Annotated in this window: 16 protein-coding genes; 5 read left to right on the forward strand and 11 right to left on the reverse strand. The window is 63.3% G+C overall.

Going from position 1 to position 18,929, the window contains the following annotated elements; translation table 11 throughout:
• Window positions 1–45: 45 nt before the first annotated feature.
• The 3 genes from P3T21_RS25385 to P3T21_RS25395 all read right to left on the reverse strand — a co-directional run bounded on the left by P3T21_RS25385 (window position 46) and on the right by P3T21_RS25395 (window position 3,544).
• The gene (locus P3T21_RS25385) at window positions 46–1,857 is read right to left on the reverse strand and encodes a chloride channel protein (protein WP_429258716.1); all 1,812 of its coding nucleotides are present in this window, start codon (window positions 1,855–1,857) and stop codon (window positions 46–48) included.
• 6 nt (window positions 1,858–1,863) lie between these two features.
• Window positions 1,864–2,277, reverse strand: a complete 414-nt coding sequence (locus P3T21_RS25390) for a MarR family winged helix-turn-helix transcriptional regulator (protein ID WP_429258717.1) — start codon at window positions 2,275–2,277, stop codon at window positions 1,864–1,866.
• Window positions 2,278–2,353: 76 nt separating this feature from the next.
• Complete coding sequence (locus P3T21_RS25395; protein WP_429258718.1) at window positions 2,354–3,544, reverse strand: HPP family protein; 1,191 nt, start codon at window positions 3,542–3,544, stop codon at window positions 2,354–2,356.
• Between the two features lie 481 nt (window positions 3,545–4,025).
• Between P3T21_RS25395 and P3T21_RS25400 the strand changes: the two genes are divergently transcribed.
• Complete coding sequence (locus P3T21_RS25400) at window positions 4,026–5,975, forward strand: potassium transporter Kup (RefSeq protein ID WP_429258804.1); 1,950 nt, start codon at window positions 4,026–4,028, stop codon at window positions 5,973–5,975.
• Between the two features lie 44 nt (window positions 5,976–6,019).
• Window positions 6,020–8,494 carry a penicillin acylase family protein gene (locus P3T21_RS25405; RefSeq protein ID WP_429258719.1) on the forward strand — a complete coding sequence of 825 codons (2,475 nt, stop codon included), beginning with the start codon at window positions 6,020–6,022 and terminating at the stop codon, window positions 8,492–8,494.
• A gap of 157 nt (window positions 8,495–8,651) precedes the next feature.
• Here P3T21_RS25405 and P3T21_RS25410 read toward each other — a convergent pair whose 3' ends face one another.
• Entirely contained in the window at window positions 8,652–8,795 is a 144-nt protein-coding gene (locus P3T21_RS25410; protein ID WP_429258720.1) for a hypothetical protein, read from the reverse strand.
• A 22-nt stretch (window positions 8,796–8,817) separates the two neighbouring features.
• On the opposite strand from P3T21_RS25410, the gene P3T21_RS25415 reads away from it, so the two are divergent.
• Together P3T21_RS25415 and P3T21_RS25420 are read left to right on the forward strand one after the other, a co-directional pair.
• Window positions 8,818–9,300, forward strand: a complete 483-nt coding sequence (locus tag P3T21_RS25415; protein ID WP_429258721.1) for a DUF3280 domain-containing protein — start codon at window positions 8,818–8,820, stop codon at window positions 9,298–9,300.
• A gap of 188 nt (window positions 9,301–9,488) precedes the next feature.
• The gene (locus P3T21_RS25420) at window positions 9,489–10,613 is read left to right on the forward strand and encodes a cytochrome D1 domain-containing protein (RefSeq protein ID WP_429258722.1); all 1,125 of its coding nucleotides are present in this window, start codon (window positions 9,489–9,491) and stop codon (window positions 10,611–10,613) included.
• Between the two features lie 93 nt (window positions 10,614–10,706).
• Here P3T21_RS25420 and P3T21_RS25425 read toward each other — a convergent pair whose 3' ends face one another.
• Window positions 10,707–13,034: a TonB-dependent receptor gene (locus P3T21_RS25425; RefSeq protein WP_429258723.1), complete on the reverse strand. Its 2,328-nt coding sequence runs from the start codon at window positions 13,032–13,034 to the stop codon at window positions 10,707–10,709.
• Window positions 13,035–13,280: 246 nt separating this feature from the next.
• Here P3T21_RS25425 and P3T21_RS25430 point away from each other — a divergent pair, with 246 nt between their 5' ends.
• Entirely contained in the window at window positions 13,281–14,306 is a 1,026-nt protein-coding gene (locus tag P3T21_RS25430) for a histidine kinase (protein WP_429258724.1), read from the forward strand.
• Here the strand turns inward: P3T21_RS25430 and P3T21_RS25435 are convergent.
• Genes P3T21_RS25435 through P3T21_RS25460 form a run of 6 tightly spaced genes read right to left on the reverse strand, consistent with a single transcriptional unit; the run spans window position 14,237 to window position 18,812 of the window.
• Window positions 14,237–14,938 (reverse strand): response regulator, encoded by a 702-nt coding sequence (locus tag P3T21_RS25435; protein ID WP_429258725.1) that lies wholly within the window; start codon window positions 14,936–14,938, stop codon window positions 14,237–14,239. The two genes, P3T21_RS25430 and P3T21_RS25435, sit on opposite strands and share 70 nt — an antisense overlap.
• Window positions 14,935–16,191 (reverse strand): pyrroloquinoline quinone biosynthesis protein PqqE, encoded by a 1,257-nt coding sequence (gene pqqE, locus P3T21_RS25440; protein ID WP_429258726.1) that lies wholly within the window; start codon window positions 16,189–16,191, stop codon window positions 14,935–14,937. Before pqqE ends, P3T21_RS25435 begins: the two co-directional genes overlap by 4 nt.
• A 5-nt stretch (window positions 16,192–16,196) precedes the next feature.
• Window positions 16,197–16,466: a pyrroloquinoline quinone biosynthesis peptide chaperone PqqD gene (pqqD, locus tag P3T21_RS25445; protein ID WP_429258805.1), complete on the reverse strand. Its 270-nt coding sequence runs from the start codon at window positions 16,464–16,466 to the stop codon at window positions 16,197–16,199.
• Between the two features lie 26 nt (window positions 16,467–16,492).
• Window positions 16,493–17,230 carry a pyrroloquinoline-quinone synthase PqqC gene (gene pqqC / locus P3T21_RS25450; RefSeq protein WP_429258806.1) on the reverse strand — a complete coding sequence of 246 codons (738 nt, stop codon included), beginning with the start codon at window positions 17,228–17,230 and terminating at the stop codon, window positions 16,493–16,495.
• 45 nt (window positions 17,231–17,275) lie between these two features.
• Window positions 17,276–18,196 (reverse strand): pyrroloquinoline quinone biosynthesis protein PqqB, encoded by a 921-nt coding sequence (gene pqqB, locus P3T21_RS25455; RefSeq protein WP_429258727.1) that lies wholly within the window; start codon window positions 18,194–18,196, stop codon window positions 17,276–17,278.
• Between the two features lie 49 nt (window positions 18,197–18,245).
• A complete protein-coding gene (locus tag P3T21_RS25460) occupies window positions 18,246–18,812 on the reverse strand; it encodes a cytochrome b (RefSeq protein WP_429258728.1) in 567 nt (188 codons plus the stop codon).
• Between the last annotated feature and the right edge of the window lie 117 nt (window positions 18,813–18,929).

Here is an 18,929-nt window from a genome sequence, read left to right on the forward strand (position 1 = left end):
TTCCCGTTTCCCGTACGCGCGCGCTTCGCTTCGACGACGCGCCGGCTACTGCTCGATGCCGCCCGATCGACGCACAGGCGGGAAGTGGCGCTTCCCTGGTTTCAGGCGCAGACGACGGAAGCGCTCTTTCTTCTGCTCTTCCTCGAAGTGTGCAATCGACGGCTTGACGAGATCGCTGCGCGACACAATGCCCACAAGACGCCGGCTTTCAAGATCCGTCACCACGGCCAGCCGTTCTAGACCGTGCACCGCGAGCCGCGTCGCGACAACGCGGCACGTCTCGTCGGCCAGTGCGAATACCGCTGAATGATCACGAAGTGCGTCGGCGAGCTTCAGGTCGAGCGTGTTGCCCGGTTCATTGTCGCGAAGCTGTTCGAGCATCGCGCGGTCCACCACGCCCAGCACGGCATCGTTCTGCACGACGGGATACGCACGTCGCGCCTGCGTCGCACCGAACCACGTGAGGAGCGCATCGCGCACGGTCAGGCTCGCAACGATGGCGTCCACCGTGCGCGTCATCACTTCGTCGACGTAATGGCGTTCGAGCGGATCGACGCCGTACTCACGATAGATGTGGTAACCGCGACGCGCGATTTTCTCGGTCATGATCGAGCGCTTCATGACGACGGTGGCGAAGCCGTGCGCGACCAGCGTGGCCGCCAGCAAAGGCAGCAATGCGTTGCTGTCGTGCGTGAGGCCGAATGCGAACATGATGGCGGTCAGCGGTGCGCCCAGCGTCGCGCCGAGCGTGGCGGCCATGCAGACGAGCGGCCACAGTGCCGGCTCGCCGCCCGGCAGCCAGTGCGCGAGCACGGTGCCCAGGCCCGCGCCCAGCGTCAGGAGTGGAGCGAGCACGCCGCCCGACGTGCCCGAGCCGAGTGCCACGACCCAGATGACCGCTTTCACCACGAGAATCGCAATCGCGACCTGCAACACGATGTGCTGGTGCAACAGATCGCCGATCACGTCGTAACCGACGCCCATCGCGCGCGGCTCGATCAGTCCGCCAATGCCCACGACAAGACCGCCGATCGCCGGCCACCACATCCAGTGAATGGGCAGGCGGCCGAACAGGTCTTCGGTCTTGTAGAGCGCCGCCGACAGACCCGATGCCAGCGCCCCGGACAGCAGGCCCGCGATCACGCATGAGACGAGCGACCAGGCGTCCGGCGGCGCGGTCACGAGCGGAAAGAGCGGCCCGGTGCCGAAGAACACGGCGCGAGCAAAGCCTGCGACAGCGCACGCGAGCGCCACCGGCAGGAAGCTGCGCGGACGCCATTCGAACAGCAGCAGCTCGACGGCAAGCAGCACGGCCGCGACCGGCGTACCGAATACGGCGGTCATACCCGCTGCGGCGCCGGCCACCAGGAGCGTCTTGCGTTCTGCTGACGTCACCTTGACGCACTGCGCAATCAGCGAACCGAGCGCACCACCGGTCATGATGATCGGTCCTTCCGCGCCGAACGGACCGCCACTGCCGATCACGATGCCCGACGATAGCGGTTTCAGCACGGCCACTTTCGGCGACATCCGGCTCTTGCCGAAGAGAATCGCCTCGATGGCTTCCGGGATGCCGTGACCGCGGATTTTCTCCGAGCCGAAGCGCGCCATCAGCCCGACGATGAGGCCGCCCGCTGCCGGAATCACCACGACCCACGCGCCGAGCGTATTGAGTGCCGGGGAGCGATCGGCGAACGAAAAGCTGCCGAAGAAAAACAGGTTCGTGAACAGATGAATCAGGCTGAGCAGCGCGAACGCGGCGAGCGTGCTGAGTGCACCGATTCCCGCTGCAAGCGCGGAAATACCGGGCAGCCGCGCATTGATCGAGAAGTCGCGCTTGTGCGTATCGTGGTTCATGACGGGTTACAAATCGATCTGTGGAATCGTGAACGCGCCCTTGAGCGACTTGAGTTCGGCACGATGCAGTTCCGCGAGCCGCGCGAGCACTTTCTCGCCCGCTTTCAGCAGATGCACTTCGACCTGACGCCGGTCAGTCTCGCTGATCTTGCGCGTCACCAGTTCCAGCGCCTCGCAACGCGAGACCAGCGCGACCACGCCGTGATGCTGCGCCTGCAACCGCTCGGCCAGTTCGCCGACAGTCGCCCACTCGCGATCCGGGTAGCCCTTGATGTGCAAAAGCAGCAGGTATTGCAGCGGCGTGATGCCTTCGCCCTGCGCGGCCTGCTCGGAAAAGCGCTCGAAGCGCCGCATCTGGTAACGAAATTCCGACAGCTGTTCGAAGTCTGCTTTCGCCAACCCGCGTGTGATGACTTTCATCCGTGATCCGCCATTGATGAAGACAGGTTAAATGGCGAATATATCACAAGGTGATACATATTTCGTCGTTAGACAATCATGCAACCTGTCTTTGCTGGGCCTGGGCCTGGGTCTGCCGGTACAGGCCGGAGATCAGGTCTGCCTGCGTGATGATGCCCGCGAGCTGGCGCCTGGCGTCGAGCACGGGAATGTGATGGTGGCCGTAATCCGCGAAGAGGGGCACCAGTTCGACGATCGGCGTCGCGGCCTCGATCGAGCAGACATCGGTGCTCATCACCGTATCGACTGTCGCATCGGGGTTGGGCGTGCCGGTGAACCAGCGCGCGGACAGGCTTTCCGTCGGGCTCTTTCGCGCGCCCGTCGGGTTGCCCGCCAGGTCCGCGCGGGTGACGATGCCGACCACCTGTCGCGCTGCATCCGTGACCGGCAATGCCTTGATGCCGTGCCGCTTCAGCAGGTTCGACGCAGCTTTGACCGTGGTAGTGGGCGAGATGCTGATCACGCTCTTCGACATCACGTCGGCGCAGAGGGTCTCGCTGAAGGTGCGTGCATAGGTGCGCATCTCGGCTTCGCGCAGCAGCGATTCCAGATCGTCCGGATCGATCGCGAGCAGCTCGCCGCGGCGGTTGAGCACGGCCTCGATGTCCGCTCGGGTGACGCCGCCGCGCGTCTGTTCGCTGGCTGTAGCCGCGTCGGTGCCCGAACGGATGTGAACGACGTGTGCTGCGTGCGGATAGCGATGACCCGTGATGGCGTGATAGACGAGCGCGGCCGAGAGCAGCGCCGCCGACTGCATGGCAATCGGCGCCAGCACGAAGCCGAAGCCGAGCGCGTGCACGGCCGGACCGCCGAGCACCGCGGTCAGCGCAACCGCGCCCGAAGGCGGATGCACGCAGCGCAGCGCGAACATCGCGCAGATCGCAAGCGAGACTGCGAGCGCAGAGGCGACGACCGGGTCCGCGATCCACTGCGCGCACAGCACGCCAACCGTCGCCGACACGAGATTGCCGCCGATGATCGACCACGGCTGCGCCAGCGGGCTGGAGGGCACGGCGAACAGCAGCACGGCAGACGCGCCCATCGGGGCGACCAGTAGCGGAATGCTGCCGACCGGACCGAGCAGCAGATGCATGACCGTGCCGGTGAAGCCGATCCCGAGCAGTGCGCCGACGCAAGCGCGCATACGCTCTTCCCAGCGGACGGTGAGATTACCAGGCGTAAAGCGGGCAAGCCAGGACAGTGTGCGAACGAGTATCGAGCGGAGCAAGGTCGGTTTGGTCAGAAGAAAGCGACGCCAGTTAAAAGAGTCGTCACCTTAAATGAAAGCTGGAATTAAGGGAAAGAACTTGTTCTCATGAATGTATGCGATCGTGATATAAATCGACGATTGCCGGAGAGGGCTGCCGGTCTGGATACCGCCGTGAAAGCGCGTCCGCGCGCGTAAGCGCACCATCTGAAGTGCCCGCGCCAGATCCAGTTACATCTCACAAGGTGATATAAGTACTCGTGGAAAACCCCATGAGGATCCGGGTTTTCGCGCACTGCGTCACCGGTTTTTTTGCCGCCGTTTTTCGCGCCCCTTCCCTATACTTCATCAACACGGCCAGCACGCAGCACGACCTGACACTCTTGCAAGATTCGGGCTCGCGCGGCACAACCGGAACGACAATCCGTACCCACGCGGGCAAAGCGCGCAGCGCTGCGCGGCTTCTGCCGGCGCAGGCGTACGTCTGGAGGGAGACGTGGGACTGCCAGCATCCGCTGCACCGGCCCCCGGGCATGTCGGCGCGCCGAGTCCGCATAGGCCGGCGCTGTTCGCCCTTTCGCTCGCTGCGCTCGGCGTCGTGTACGGCGACATTGGCACGAGTCCGCTGTATACGCTGAAAACCGTTTTCGACCCGGCCAACGGACTTCCGCTCGACGCGGGCAACGTCATCGGTATCGTCTCGCTGATCTTCTGGTCGCTGACGGTGGTGGTTTCGCTGAAATACGTGGCGCTGATCCTTCGCGCCAACAATCACGGCGAAGGCGGAATCATGGCGCTGCTGGCGCTCGCCGCTTCTTCGGTGGCAACGCGGCCGCGTCTGCGTCATACGCTGCTCGCGATCGGTGTGATGGGCGCGGCGCTCTTCTACGGTGACGGCGTAATCACACCCGCGATCTCGGTGCTGAGCGCCGTGGAAGGGCTCGAAGTCGCGACGCCGCTGCTGAAGCCTTACGTCATCCCCGTCACGCTGGTTGCGCTGATTGCGCTCTTCGTGATGCAAAAGCACGGCACGGCGGGCATCGGCGCGGTGTTCGGCCCGGTGATGGTCGTGTGGTTCGCGGTGCTCGCCGGTTCGGGTGTCGTCAACATCATGGACGCGCCGCACATCCTGTACGCGCTCGATCCGCTCGCGGGCCTCGCGTTCTGCCTGCATCATGAATGGCTCGCGTTCGTCGCGCTCGGCGCCGTCGTACTCTCGCTGACCGGCGCCGAGGCGCTCTATGCGGACATGGGCCACTTCGGCAAGCGTCCGATCCGGCTCACGTGGTTCGCCCTTGTGTTTCCGGCGCTCGCGCTGAATTACCTTGGGCAGGGCGCGTTGCTGCTCGCCAGTCCTTCGGCACTGGAAAATCCGTTCTATCTGCTGTTTCCGCAATGGGCGTTGTATCCGATGGTCGTGCTGTCGACCGTCGCGACCGTCATCGCGTCGCAGGCCGTGATTTCCGGCACGTACTCGATGACCAAGCAGGCGATGCAGCTCGGGTTCCTGCCGCGCATGAACGTCGTCTATACGTCGGCGAAAGAGATCGGGCAGATCTACGTGCCCGGGATCAACTGGACCTTGCTGATCGCGGTGGTGGCCGCCGTGCTCGGCTTCGGTTCATCGACGGCGCTTGGCTCGGCTTACGGCATCGCGGTCACCGGCACGATGCTGATCACGACAGTGCTGACGTTTTTCGTCGTGCGCTATGCATGGCATTACAACTGGTTTCTGTGCGTGTTCGCGACGGTGTTTTTCTTCATCATCGATGCGACGTTCTTCTCCGCCAACCTGCTGAAGATCGCGCAGGGCGGCTGGTTCCCGCTGGTCATCGGGATGTTGATGTTCACCGTCATGGCAACGTGGGGACGGGGCTGGGAAATGATGCTGGTCGAAGCGCGGATTCGCGCGGGCACGACGCCGCTGAAATCGTTCCTCGCCTCGTTGCTCGCGCGTTCGCCTGTGCGCGTGGGCGGTACCGCGATTTTCATGTCGACGGATCCGAACGTCGTGCCGCATGCGTTGCTGAACAACCTCGAGCACAATCGCGTGCTGCATGAGCGGGTGGTGTTTCTGACCGTGAAGAACGCGGAGATTCCGTGGGTGGCGGAGAGCGCGCGCGTATCGCTGCATCCGCTCGAATCCGGCTGCTATCAACTGACCATCACGTACGGCTTCAAGGACGAAGTCGACCTGCCACGCGCGCTCGAAGCCTGCAGGTCGGCAGGACTCGATTTCGAGCCTGCGCAGACGTCGTATTTCCTGAGTCGCGCGACGCTCGTGCCGAAGCGTGGCCAGGGCATGGCGCTGTGGCGCGAGCGGCTGTTCGCGGTGATGTTGCATAACGTCGGCAATGTGGCCGCGTATCTGAAGCTGCCGACCAACCGCGTGATCGAACTGGGCGCTCGCGTCGAAATATGTGACCCGAATGAGCCAGATCCGGCGCATTAGATGAGGTGCATGCGAAAAATCGGCCAGTACGGCATTCTGACGCGATGACCCGTACCGCTGACGTTTCGACATCCCGCCGCTCGACCTGGCTCCTTGCCGCGACGTTCGCCGTGCTTCTGGTCGTTCTGGCCCTGGCGCTGGCGTTCTGGATGCTATTGCGGGCAAGCCTGCCGCAACTCGATGGCGCGCACGCTTCCTCTTCTCCGCTGCTTTCCGCGCCCGTGACGATCGCGCGCGATGCGCTCGGTGTGCCGACGCTGCGCGGCAACGCGCGTACCGACGTCGCGTATGCGACCGGCTTCGTGCACGCGCAGGACCGCTACTTCCAGATGGATCTGTTGCGTCGCGTCGCTGCGGGCGAGATGTCCGCGCTGGTCGGGCCGGCCGCGCTCGAACTCGATCGCCGCAACCGGTTGCACCGGTTTCGCGAGCGCGCACGGAGCACTTTCGATTCACTGCCCGCAGGCGAGCGCCAGTTGATCGAACGCTACGTGGCCGGCGTCAACGACGGGCTCGCATCGCTTTCAGCGCGACCGTTCGAGTATGTCGTGCTGCGCACGCGTCCGGCACCGTGGCGTGCGGAGGACACGTTGCTGGTGGTCTACGCGATGTACTTCGATCTTCAATCGCAGGAGGTGCGGCGGATCCTGTCGCGCGCGGCGTTGCGCGACCTGTTGCGCGACCCTGTACCAGACGGTCTGCTCGCATTCCTGCTGCCGAAGCAAAGCCACTGGGACGCACCGTTCGATGATGCCGTGCCCGCGCATGACGAACCCCCAATGCCGCCCGCACTACGTCCGGACTGGCTGGCGGCCGCATCGTCGCCAACGACGCTGGCGCGTGCTGAAGACGCATCGCTGACCGCCACGGATGCGATGGCGGACAGCAATGGCTGGGTCGTCGATGGCGCGCACAGCATGCATGGCGGCGCGCTACTCGCGAGCGACATGCACCTTGGCCTCTCGCTGCCGAACATCTGGTACCGGCTTTCGCTCGCGTGGCCGGGCGCGCACGGAAAGCCAGTGCGTATCACGGGCGTCAGCCTGCCCGGTGCACCGCTCGTGATCGCGGGCAGCAACGGACAGATCGCATGGGGCTTCACCAACAGCTACGGCCATTTCATTGATCTGATCGTGTTGCAGCGCGATCCCGCCGATCCGTTGCGATATCGCGCGAGCGGCGGCACGTGGGAGCGCGCGGTTGTCCATCATGAATCGATCGAGGTCAACGGCGGGGCACCGGTCGATCTGCCGGTGGCCGAGACGCACTGGGGACCGCTGATCGTCGTCGGGTCGCGCGCGTACGCGCTGCGCTGGGTCGCGCATGACCCTCGGGCGGTCAACCTGAACCTGCAGCATCTCGAAGACACCGCGAATGTCGCAGACGCACTGCACGTCGCGCAGACGAGCGGCATTCCCACGCAGAACTTCATGGTCGCCGATGCGCAAGGCACGATCGGCTGGACGCTGGCCGGCCCGTTGCCGGAGCGGGATGCCGGGGCGCCGGGCCCAGACGGCGCGCCAGAAGACGATCTCCCGTTCGATTCATCGACGTATCGCGGCTGGCAGACGTATCTGCCGCCGCAGGCGTATCCATCGCGCGTCGATCCGCCGCTGGGCCGGCTGTGGACCGCGAACAACCGCACGCTGCCGCTGGCTGAAGCCGCGCGCATCGGCGATTCCGGCGCTGACGTCGGCGCGCGCGCTTCGCAGATTCGCGATGATCTGCTCGCGCTGCCGCATGCGGGTGAACGCGACATGCTGTCGATCCAGACCGACGACCGCGCGTTATGGATGGGCCGCTGGCGCGACATCGCGCTCGCCGCGCTCGATGCCGATGCATTGAAGGATCACCCGCAACGCGCGACCTTTCGTCGGCAGATCGAAGAGTGGAACGGCCGTGCGGCTACCGATGCGATCGGCTACCGTCTGGTGCGCGCTTTCTATTTCTCGTTGTACGACGCGTGGTTTGGCCCGCTCGACGTGCGGCTCGCGGCGATCGATCCGCAACTGGGCTATCGCGTCGCGAGCTCACGCTACGACGCGGTGATGGAATCGCTCGCCACGCATCGTGCATGGGTGCCGGCGGGTTTCGCCGACTGGCGCGCGTTCATGCTCGACCGCGTCGACCACGCCATTGCACAGCTGCCGCCGGGCACGACGCTCGACACCGCGAACTGGGGCGAGCGCAATCGCGCGGCGATCGGGCATCCGTTGGCGAGGAGCGTGCCTTCATGGGTGCCGTGGGTGCGTGGCTGGCTCAGCGCGCCGCGTGATCCGTTGCCGGGCGACATCAACATGCCGCGCGTGCAGTCGCCGAACTTCGGTGCATCGGAGCGGATGATCGTGTCGCCGGGGCGCGAGCAGGACGGCATCTTCGAGATGCCGGGCGGACAGTCAGGTCATCCGTTGTCGCCGTATTTCCTCACGGGGCACAGAGCGTGGGTGCGGGGGGACGCGACACCGTTCCTGCCGGGTGCAACGGTGCATCGTCTGGAACTGACGCCCGCCGCTCGCTGAGTGTCGAACGCAGGGAGCCGAAAGCCCAAAGCGTTTAACCGGCTTTGCCGTCCGCACGCGGCCGGCAAAGCGGTAACGCCGCACCGGGGCGTGGCAAAGATGCTGCAATGCAAAATGCGCGGGTATCCCGGCGTGTTGTCGCCGCTAAGGACTTCATCTACTTGTTCATGTCTTCCTTCGACTGCATGCTTTTGGCGTCGCGCCGTGTGTCGCGGCATGTGTCGACCGCGAGGAAATGCGACATCGTGTCCCGCCCGCCCGAAACAACGCGCGTTAGCAGCAGAATCCGTATCGCGTCCATGCTGCTTTGCACGAGCCTTGTTGTGTGTGCCACCGGATCGGTTGCGCAGGCAACGGGTGAGCCCAGATCGATCGCGCTCCTCAACTGCTCGCTGATCGACGACAATGCCGCCTATAACGATGCCGACACGACCCGCGTCCAGCAGACTCGCATTGGCATGATCAGCGATCAACTCCGCGACGAACTGCGCGAACGCGGGCTATACCGCGTCGCGGACAACGCGCCTGCCGCCGATATGATCGCGTCGCATCAATCGACGCAGGACCTCAACGCGTGCAACGGATGCGAACGTGAAGTGGGCCGCAAGCTGAACGTCGATCGCGTCGGTGTGTGCTGGGTGCAGAAGATCAGCAACCTGATCCTGAACATCAATCTGCGTGTCGAGGATGTGACGAACGGCACGACCGTGTTCCAGCGCTCCGTCGATATTCGTGGCAATACGGATCTGTCGTGGCAGCGTGGCGTGAAATCGCTGGTCGATCTGCTTGCTGCGGAAGGTCAGTAGCGGATAAGCGCTGTCGCTGTTGCCCCGTCCATTTGCCCAGATCGAAGCCGGCGCCGAATTCGGGAAATTCTCCTGCCCGCATTGATTGCCAGACAAAGGGCCAATGAGCTAAGTTGAGTATCGGGCTTCCGTTAAGTAAAACCCGAAGTAAAACCGGAGCAAAACCCGAAAGCCCGCACGTCAATAGAATGCCGGAGACAATCATGCGTTTTAGACAAACGGCGGCACATCTCGCGCTTTTATCCGCCATTGGGGCGACCGCAATGGCCGCGGGCACCGCGCTGGCCGCCACGCCGATGGCTTATGTGACGAGCGAGACGGCTGGCGTCGGCGTCATCGATCTGGACCAGATGACGCTCCTGAACACCATCTCACTCGGCGACGATGGTCCCCGAGGACTCAGTCTGACCGCTGACGGCAGGCATCTGCTCGTCGCGAACAAGAAAACAGGCGATCTCGCGGAAATCGATACGTCGACGGGCAAGGTCGTGCGGCGAGCGAAGATCGGCAAGAATCCCGAGTTCGTGCGCGTGCATCGCGGCTACGCGTATGTGACATACGAGCCAGGCGAAAGCAGCGGGCCGCCGGGGCCGCCGGCAGCGTCAGGTACGCCGGGTGCATCGGGACCGCCGGAGCAGCACGGGCAGGGCGGCAAGGATGACGACGAAGGCAACTCGCCGCCCGCCGAAATCGCGATCGTCGATCTGAAGACCCTGAAGGTGATCCGCTCGGTGAAGAGCGGTCACGAAACCGAAGGCGTCGAGTTCTCGCCGGACGGCAAGCTGCTGCTCGTGACGAATGAAGGTGACGATACGGTGTCCGTGTATCGCGTCGGCAGCGGCGCGGCGGTGCGTACCGTAAAGTTGGACAAGGGCTCGCGGCCACGCGGCATTCGCGCGTCGCCGGATGGGAAGCAGTATGTCGTCACGCTGGAGAACACCAACAAGTTTGTCGTGCTCGATGCGGGTGACCTGAAGACGGTGAAGACCGTCGACACGAAGCTCGGTCCGTATGGCGTCGCGTTCGATCCGTCGGGCAAGCATCTGCTGGTGGCCGCTGCACGCGACAAGACGCTCCAGGTGTTCGATGCAAAGACTTACGAGCATGTCAGCGATGCAGCAGTGGGTCAGCGTTGCTGGCACTTCAGCTTCACGCCTGACGGCTCGAAGGTGCTGCTCGCGTGCGGCCGTTCGAATGCGGTGTACGTGCTCGATGCTTCGAACTATCAGACGATCAAACAGATTGGCGAGCTGCCGCTTGCATGGGGCATCGTGACCTATCCGGCCAGTCCGGGTTCGATCGAATCGCATTGAGCGCGGGCAGGGCAGCAGGCTCACGCCACGTTCGCCACTCGCGCATAAAGCTAAAGGCCGCGACAACCGTCGCGGCCTTTAGCATTCGTTCAACTACTTCCACGCGTACCGCATCCCGACCCAGAAGCCGCGCGGCGCGCCGAGTCCGAGAAACTGCTCGTTGACCGGATTCGCCCCGTCGAACGTGTGATTCGGTCCGTTGAAGAAATTCTCGCCGACGATGCCGAACGTCGAGTACTTCTTGTCAAGCAGGTTCTTGATGCTGCCGAATATCTGCAACTGCTTCGTGACGTTGTACGTCGTATCGAGGTCGATCAGGAAATAGCCGGGAATCTTGCCGTTCACGTCCTGATTGTTTTCGTCGCCGCGGGCGAAGATGCTGCCGCGATACGACAGGTTGGTGCCGATGTTCCACTTCGCGAACGGCGAATAGTCGATCCGCAGCTTGACGGTGTTCGCCGGAATGCCTGGAATTTTGTCGCCCGATTTAACCGTGATGTTGCCGTTGGCATCCGCGCTGGAATTGCTCGCGCTGTTTTCCGTCCACGTCGAACGATAGGTCGCATCGACATAGCTGTAGCTCGCCGTGAATCCGACCGGGCCGTATTGCGTGCGTCCCGCCAGTTCAAGCCCTTGCCTGCGCGTCTTGCCGACGTTCTGGAAAAAACCGAGCGTGCTTGCCGCGCCGTTGCTGCTGACGAACTGGATGTCGTCGTTAAGCGTCGTGCTATAGATCGCGGCGCTCCATGTCGTCGCGCTGCCAATGTGGCCCCGTGCGCCGATTTCGAATGTCTTCGAGACCACCGGCTTGAGGTCGGGGTCCGCGACGAAGTTGTTCGGCAGCGAGCAGGGCGCGGCGGGATCGGCGCAGGCGAGTTCGATCGCCGTCGGTGAACGCATGCCTTCGTTATACGTCGCGTACGCGGTGAAGTACGAGGTCGGATTCCAGTTGATGCCGACAGCCGGGTTGAAGCGCGAAAACGTGTGGCTGCCGTCGAGCAGCGGCTGGATGCCACTCTCGTCGCCGATCACGGCTTTCGACCAGTTATAGCGCCCGGCCAGCGTCATCGACCACTGTTCGGTAAACGTCAGCGTGTTCTCGAAGTAGACGCCGAAAGTCTGGTTGCGCGTCTTCGCATCCGTCCGCGGCTGGAAACCGCCGATGCCGATCGTCGCGCGTGAGTCAGTGAAAAACGCATTCTGCGATTGCTGTGTGAAATGCGAGTTCGCAAAGTCTGCGGCGGCACCGAGCACGAACTGGTTGTCCATACCGGCCAGCCGGTTCAGCAGTGTAAGTTGCAGGCTGCCGCCGTAGCTGTCGGTGATGATCACCGACTGGTCGTTGGTCGCCTGAATCGTATCGATGTTGCCCTGATCGTCGACACTGCCGAAGTTGTTGTTGACGTTGCTGCTGGTGTTCGTGTTGCGATAGTGCCGGTAGTACAGGTTGCCCGTGAGTTCGACGTTCGGTGTGAAATAGTGCTCGCCGGAGAGCGTCAGGTACCCGACGCTGTTTTTGTTCGTATCCGGATACGTGTACGCCTGGCTGCGGTTAAAGAGGAACGATTTCGGAATGGTCTGCGAGCCGTTCAGCGTATTGTCGGCGCCGCCCATTGAGAGCGAAATCGTATTGTCAGAGTCGTGATAACGCAGTTTGCCGAACGCCTGGCGCAACTGGCTCGAATTGTGATCGGCCCAGCCGTTATCGTTCGTGACGTTAGCCGTGAAGTAGTAGTCGAGGTTGGAGCCAATCGCGCCACCCTGTTCGATCTGCGCGATCTTGCGGCCAAATGAGCCGAAGCTGACTTCTGCGTTGCCGCCAGGGTTCATGTTGCCGTTCTTCGTCGTAATCGCGATGGCGCCGCCCAGCGTGTTCAGCCCGAAGCTCGGGTTCGAGCCGGGAATCAGCTGGATCGTGTTGATGGCGGCCTGCGGAATCAGATCCCAGTTGACCACGTCGCCGAAGGGTTCGTTGATGCGCACGCCGTCGAGAAACACCGATAACCCCTGTGGCGTGCCGAGCAGCGGCGAGGCGGTGAACCCGCGATAGCTGATATCGGCCTGCGACGGGTTGCCCTGCGCATCGGTGATGTTGACGCCCGGCAGGTTCGCCGCGAAGTAACCGGCGAGCGTGACGGGATGCTGCTTTTCGATGTCGCGTCCGCGCACGGTCTGCACATTTGCCGGTACGCGTTCGAGCGGCGTGCCGACACCCACGAGCGGTGTGGTGCCGATCACGATAATCGGCGGCAGTTCTTTCACGGCCGCTTCGGTGGCGGATGAAGCAGGAGCGGAGGGCGTGGCCTCCTGCGCCCAGGCTGCGACCGTGACGCTTGCGAGGGCGCCGCCAAAGCACAGACGCAGCGCAGCACGGGGTTTGAACCGATGCGCCCGGTATGGCTTGTGCGGCATGCTCGTCATCGTTGTCTCCTGCCGGTGCATTCGCTATCGTTGCCGGTTTCGTGTTTCGTGTTTCGTGTTTCGTGTTTCGTGCGGCTCGGGCGTTTGCGCGAGACACAGGCTCGGAACCGTACAGATAGCGTCGCACAGGGCGATCGCGAATGCCCCGGGAAGTTCTCCCGATCGTGCTGGGAAGCGTTCCCAAATGCCATTTCCGTTGCGCGCGCATGCAGTTGCATGCGGGTTCGATGAGTAGAATAGGTTGTGATGCCACCCGATCCCCTCCCTCCCTCCGCTGCACGCAACGGCGCTTCGCCTCACTCGACGGTGCGGCGCGATCTGGCGTGCGTCGCGCTGATCACTGCTGTCGCGGCGGCGCTTTGCGCGATCTTCGATTTCGGCGAACTGTTCTATCGATGGACGCGCAGTGCTGAACGCTTCCAGCTGGACGAACTGCCGCCCACATTATTCGTGCTGGCGAGCGGCCTCGCTTGGTTCGCGTGGCGGCGCTACCGCGAATCGCAGCGCGAGTTGATTCGAGGCCGGGCGCTGGAAGAAGAAGCGGAACGGCTCCTCGCCGATAACCGCCGGCTTGCGAGTCAGGGCATCGATACGCAGGAAAACGAGCGGCGTCATCTTGCACGCGAACTGCACGACGAACTCGGGCAGTACCTGAACGCGATTTCACTCGACGCGGCCCGTATCCGCGATCTGTCGGCGGAGCGCGAACCGGAAATCCACCGGGTGTCGCTGACGCTGATGCAAAGCGCGCATCACGTGTATCGCGAGATCGGCGGCATGATCCGCAAGCTGCGTCCCATTGGACTCGATGAATTCGGCCTGCCGGGTGCACTGGAACATTGCGTCGAGGGCTGGCGCGAACGGCTGCCGGGCGCGTCGTTCACGTTGACGGTAGAAGGCGATTTCTCTGCACTCACCGACGCGCAGAACATCACGCTCTACCGTCTGGTGCAGGAGGGGCTGACCAACGTCTCGAAGTTCGCGCGCAATGCACGGGTGGAGATCTATCTGGTGCGCACGGTGGGCGAGGCCGGCGAGATTGTCGTGACGATGGCCGACGACGGTCCGGGCGTCGATCTGTCGATTCCGCGCAAGGGCCTGGGCCTGATCGGCATGCGCGAGCGCGTCGAGGCGCTCGGCGGCGAGTTTCACATCGCGAGCCAGCCAGCAGGCGGCTTTCTGTTTTGCGCGCGTGTGCCCGCTCAGGCGAGCCGCGTTGGGCCGAATGGGCCAGGCGTTCCTGCGGGCGCAGCGGCGAATTCGGAAAAGTGAAGGCCGAGGCGGTTCGCCATCTGCGCGAGCTGCACGCCATTGTCCGCGCCGAATTTTTGCCGGATCACCGACTGGTGATTGGCAACCGTCTTCTGGCTCAAGCCCAGCCGTTCGGCGATGCTCGGCAGCGTGTAGCCCTGTACGAGCAGCCGCAGCACCTCGAATTCGCGCGCGGATAGCTGCCGTCCGGGTGGCCCTTCCTGGAACGTCGTACGCAACGCAAGCGCCTGCGAAACATCGGCGCTCAGATAACACACGCGTTTAGCCACCGACCTTACCGCTTCCACGAGCACATCCGGCGCGCTCGCCTTCGTCACATAACCGCGCGCGCCGGCATCGAGCGCGCGACGCACGAAAAGCGTCTCCTCATGCACGCTGAAGATCAGCACGTGCGCATCGGGTTCGCGCGCGAGCATGCGCCGCATCGCCTCGATGCCGCTTGCGCCCGGCAGCGCAAGGTCCATCACGACGACATCCGGCTGCAACGCGCAGAAGCGCTGATAGGCCTGCGCGGCGTCGCCGGCCTCGCCCGCAACCTGCACATCGGGACTGAGTTCGAGCAGCCGGCGATAACCTTCGCGAACCACAGCGTGATCGTCCACCAGCAGGACGGAGATGGGGGCGGTCGTCATGTGCGCTCTCCTCGACGGATCGGGCGGTCCGGTGGGTGGCCATCGCCTGCCAAAGCGGGTTGTCCTGCGGGTTGTCCCGCGAGCTGCCGTGAATTGGCGTCGTTGCGGAACAGCACGGGCTGTTCGTTCGTGCGATCGTCCGGCGCGCGCCTTGCCGCAGCACGCACGATCCGCACCACACGCTCGTGCTCCGGCGACTTGTCGCAGACGGGATCGGCGTTCGCCGGGTCGCCCGTCAGCAGATACGCCTGACATCGGCAACCGCCCAGGTCGCGCTCTTTTTCATCGCAACTGCGGCAAGGCTCCTTCATCCAGCCAAAACCGCGAAAGCGGTTGAAGGCGTCGCTGTCGTACCAGATCTCGCGCAACGGCATTTCGGTGACAGCTGGGAACGTGAGACCCGGCAGCGAGCGCGCGGCATGACAGGGCAGTGCCACGCCATCCGGCGCGATGCCGAGAAATACCGAGCCCCAGCCATTCATGCAGCGCTTCGGGCGCGTTTCGAAGTAGTCGGGCACAACAAAGTAAATCGTGCAGCGGTCGCCGATTTCTTTTCGATAGCGGTTCACGACCGCTTCGGCTTCCTGCAACTGCTCCGCGGTGGGCATCAATTGCGCGCGGTTCGTATGCGCCCAGCCGTAGTACTGCGTGTTCGCGAGTTCCAGGTATTCGGCGCCCATCGCGAGCGCCATGTCGATGATTTTATCGACGTGGGGCAGATTGAATCGATGCAGCACGCAGTTGAGCACCATTGGAAAGCCGTGCGACTTGATCGATGCGGCTACACGCTTCTTCAGATCGAACGTGCGCGTGCTGCTGAGGAAGTCATTGAGTTCCTGCGTCGAGTCCTGAAACGACAGCTGGATGTGATCGAGTCCCGCCGCTTTCAATGCATCGAGGCGGGCGTCGGTCAGACCGACGCCCGACGTGATCAGATTCGTATAGAAGCCGAGTTGCCGCGCCTCGCCGACCAGCACTTCGAGGTCGTCGCGCAATAACGGCTCACCACCTGAAAACCCGAGCTGCGCTGCGCCGAGCGCACGGGCCTGACGCAGCACATCGATCCACTGCGCGGTGTCGAGTTCGTTGTGGTGATCCGTGTAGTTCGTCGGGTTGTAGCAGAACACGCAGTGCAGCGGACAGCGATAGGTCAGCTCCGCCAGCAGCCACAGCGGCGGCGCGACCGCAGGTGCGCCCGCTTCGGATAGTGCTGCGGTCTGCGCGATCGTGTCGGGACGGGAAAGGTCGGTCATGCTGTCTATTCCAGCCAGCCACGCGTCAGCGCGTGGTCGACGAAGGTCTGCACTTCGGGTGCGAGGCCGGTTGCGTTGAACGCCTGCTCAAGGTCGGCGACGAGCGTCGGCAGATCACGCGTGCCGTCGCACCGCAGCAGGATCTGTGCGGCGCTCGGGTTCAGTTTCACCATGCCCTCGGGGTAAAGCAGCACGTGCGCATCCTGTGCTGGCTCCCATTGCAGGCGGAACAGTTTTTTCAGCCGCGGATGCCATGCGTTACCCGTGGCCTGCATGTCGTTCGCTGAGGAGGCGTTGTCGTTCATGTCGGGAAGGCCTTTTCGATGGCATCCAGCATGCTCCACAGGATGTCGAGCTTGAATTGCAGAATCTCCAGCGCGCGTTCCTGCTGCTCGCGCGTCTTGAAGTAATCGAGCGTGACCGCAAGACCGTGCTCCACGTCGCGCTGCGCGAGCGAGATGCGCGAGCGGAAATACGTGAGGCCAGCGGGCTCGATCCACGGATAGTGTTCAGGCCACGTCGCGAGCCGGTCGCGATGAATCTGCGGCGCAAAGATCTCGGTCAGCGACGAACACACCGCTTCCTGCCACGGCGCGCGTCGCGCGAAATTTACGTACGCGTCCACCGCAAAACGCACGCCAGGTGTGACGTGTTCGAGCGACCAGAGTTCGTCGCGCGTGAGGCCGACTGCGTCGCCGAGACGTGCCCACGTTTCGATACCGCCTTCGTCTTCGCCATAGCCGTCGTGATCGAGAATGCGCAGCACCCACCGCCGACGCGTTTCGCGATCCGGGCAGTTCGACATGATCGCGGCGTCTTTTAGCGGAATGTTGATCTGGTAGTAGAAGCGGTTCGCGACCCAGCCGCGGATCTGCTCATGCGAACAGCCGCCGCCGTTCATCTTCACGTTGAACGGATGATGGATGTGATAACCCGCGCCTTTCGCGCGCAGCTGCGCTTCGAATTCCTCGCGCGACCAGGCGGGCTTCGCGTTGGCGTCGTGCGTGGCGTCAACGTTTCTGCTGGAAGGGAAGGGCACTGTATTCACGGGCAGGTCTCCATCAATCGGTTCACGTGTCATGCGTCAGAGTTCGAATGCCATGCCATCGAAGGCGACTTCGATGCCGTGTTCGGCCAGCACGCGACGCTCGGGTCCATCCTCGACAAGAATCGGATTTGTATTGTTGATGTGGATCAGCACCTTGCGCACGTTGGGGGTAACGATCGAATCGAGCACGTCGATCATGCCGCCCGCGCCGGTCTGCGCGAGATGCCCCATGTCCGCGGCGGTTTTCTTCGAAAGTCCGAGCTGGATCATTTCGTCATTGGTCCAGCAGGTGCCATCGATCAGCAGCAGATCGGCGCTACGCATCGCCGCCAGCACATGCGGCTCGATCGCGCCGAGGCCCGGCGCATAGAACGCGCGCTTGCCCGTTTGCATATCGACGAAGGAGAGACCGATGTTGTCGCCAGGCTGGGGCGCCTCGCGATGCGGCGAATACGGCGGTGCCTTGCTCGACAGCGCGAGCGCTTCGATGCGTACACCGGGCAGCGCCGGAATCGAGAACCCGTCGCCTTCGAAAGGCACGCTGTGTCGCTCGACGCCGCAGTAGTGCGACAGGATCGACGTCACCGGGAAACCCGTGCTCAGGTCCTGCCAGACGACATCGGTCGTATAGAGCGGCAACGGCGTATCGCGCTCGCGCAGCATCAGGAGGCCGGTGACGTGATCGATCTGCGCGTCCATTGTCAGTACCGCGGCGATACCGCTGTCGCGTGCGCGGCGCGCCGGTTGCAGTTCACGATGCGCGGCAATCTGCGCGAGGATATCCGGCGACGCGTTGACGAGCAGCCAGTCCTCGCCATTCGCGCTGACGATGATCGACGACTGCGTGCGTGGCGTCGCCTTCAACGTGCCACGACGCGCGCCGTCGCAATTGCGGCAGTTGCAGTTCCATTGCGGAAAGCCGCCGCCCGCCGATGAACCCAGTACGCGGATTTTCATCGGGCGCCTCCATGCTGCGACACTGCATCTGAACGCATATAACGAGCCCTCATGGCAGCATCCTCGCAATCAATCCATCGCGGTCGATCAGCTGATGCTTGAGCGCACCTGCGATATGCAGTGCGATCAGCGCGATCATGGTCCATGCGCAGATTCCATGAATGCCGAAGAAGAAGCTGCGCAGGCCTTTATCGTCCCAGCCCCACTCCGGTAGCAGGATGCCCCAGAAACGCGTGCCGTATGAATTGAACGACGAGCCGAGATAACCGCTTAGCGGCATCACGATCATTCCCACGTATAAAAGAACCTGCGTAATGCGCGCGGCGGCGCGTTGCCACGCTCGCATCGGCGGCAGGGCCGGTCGTCCGACGGCCCTGCGCACCCCAATGCGGATCAGCACCAGCAGGAAAACTGTCATCCCCAGCGACTTGTGGAAGTTGATCAGCGTCGCCTTGAAAGGCAGACCTTTCGGCAGGCCGACCATATACAGACCGACGCCCAGCATCGCGATGATGATGAGGCCGATCAGCCAGTGCAGCGCGATCAGCGATGGCGCAAAGCGCGGCCCGTGCGCACGGAGATTCCGTGTTGCACCTGGCGAATGCGCAGTGTTCATGCCTGCCTCCATTTGTTCTTCTTGGACGTCGCCTTGACGAACGCGTCGCCCACTTTCTGTTTGTTCCTGTCGCGCGTCGGGTGCTATCGGGTTTTACCCAGGGCCCGGCCGTTCCAC

The sequence above is a fragment of the Paraburkholderia sp. GAS334 genome (genome assembly GCF_050436625.1).
In the GTDB taxonomy this organism is placed as follows: Bacteria; Pseudomonadota; Gammaproteobacteria; order Burkholderiales; family Burkholderiaceae; genus Paraburkholderia.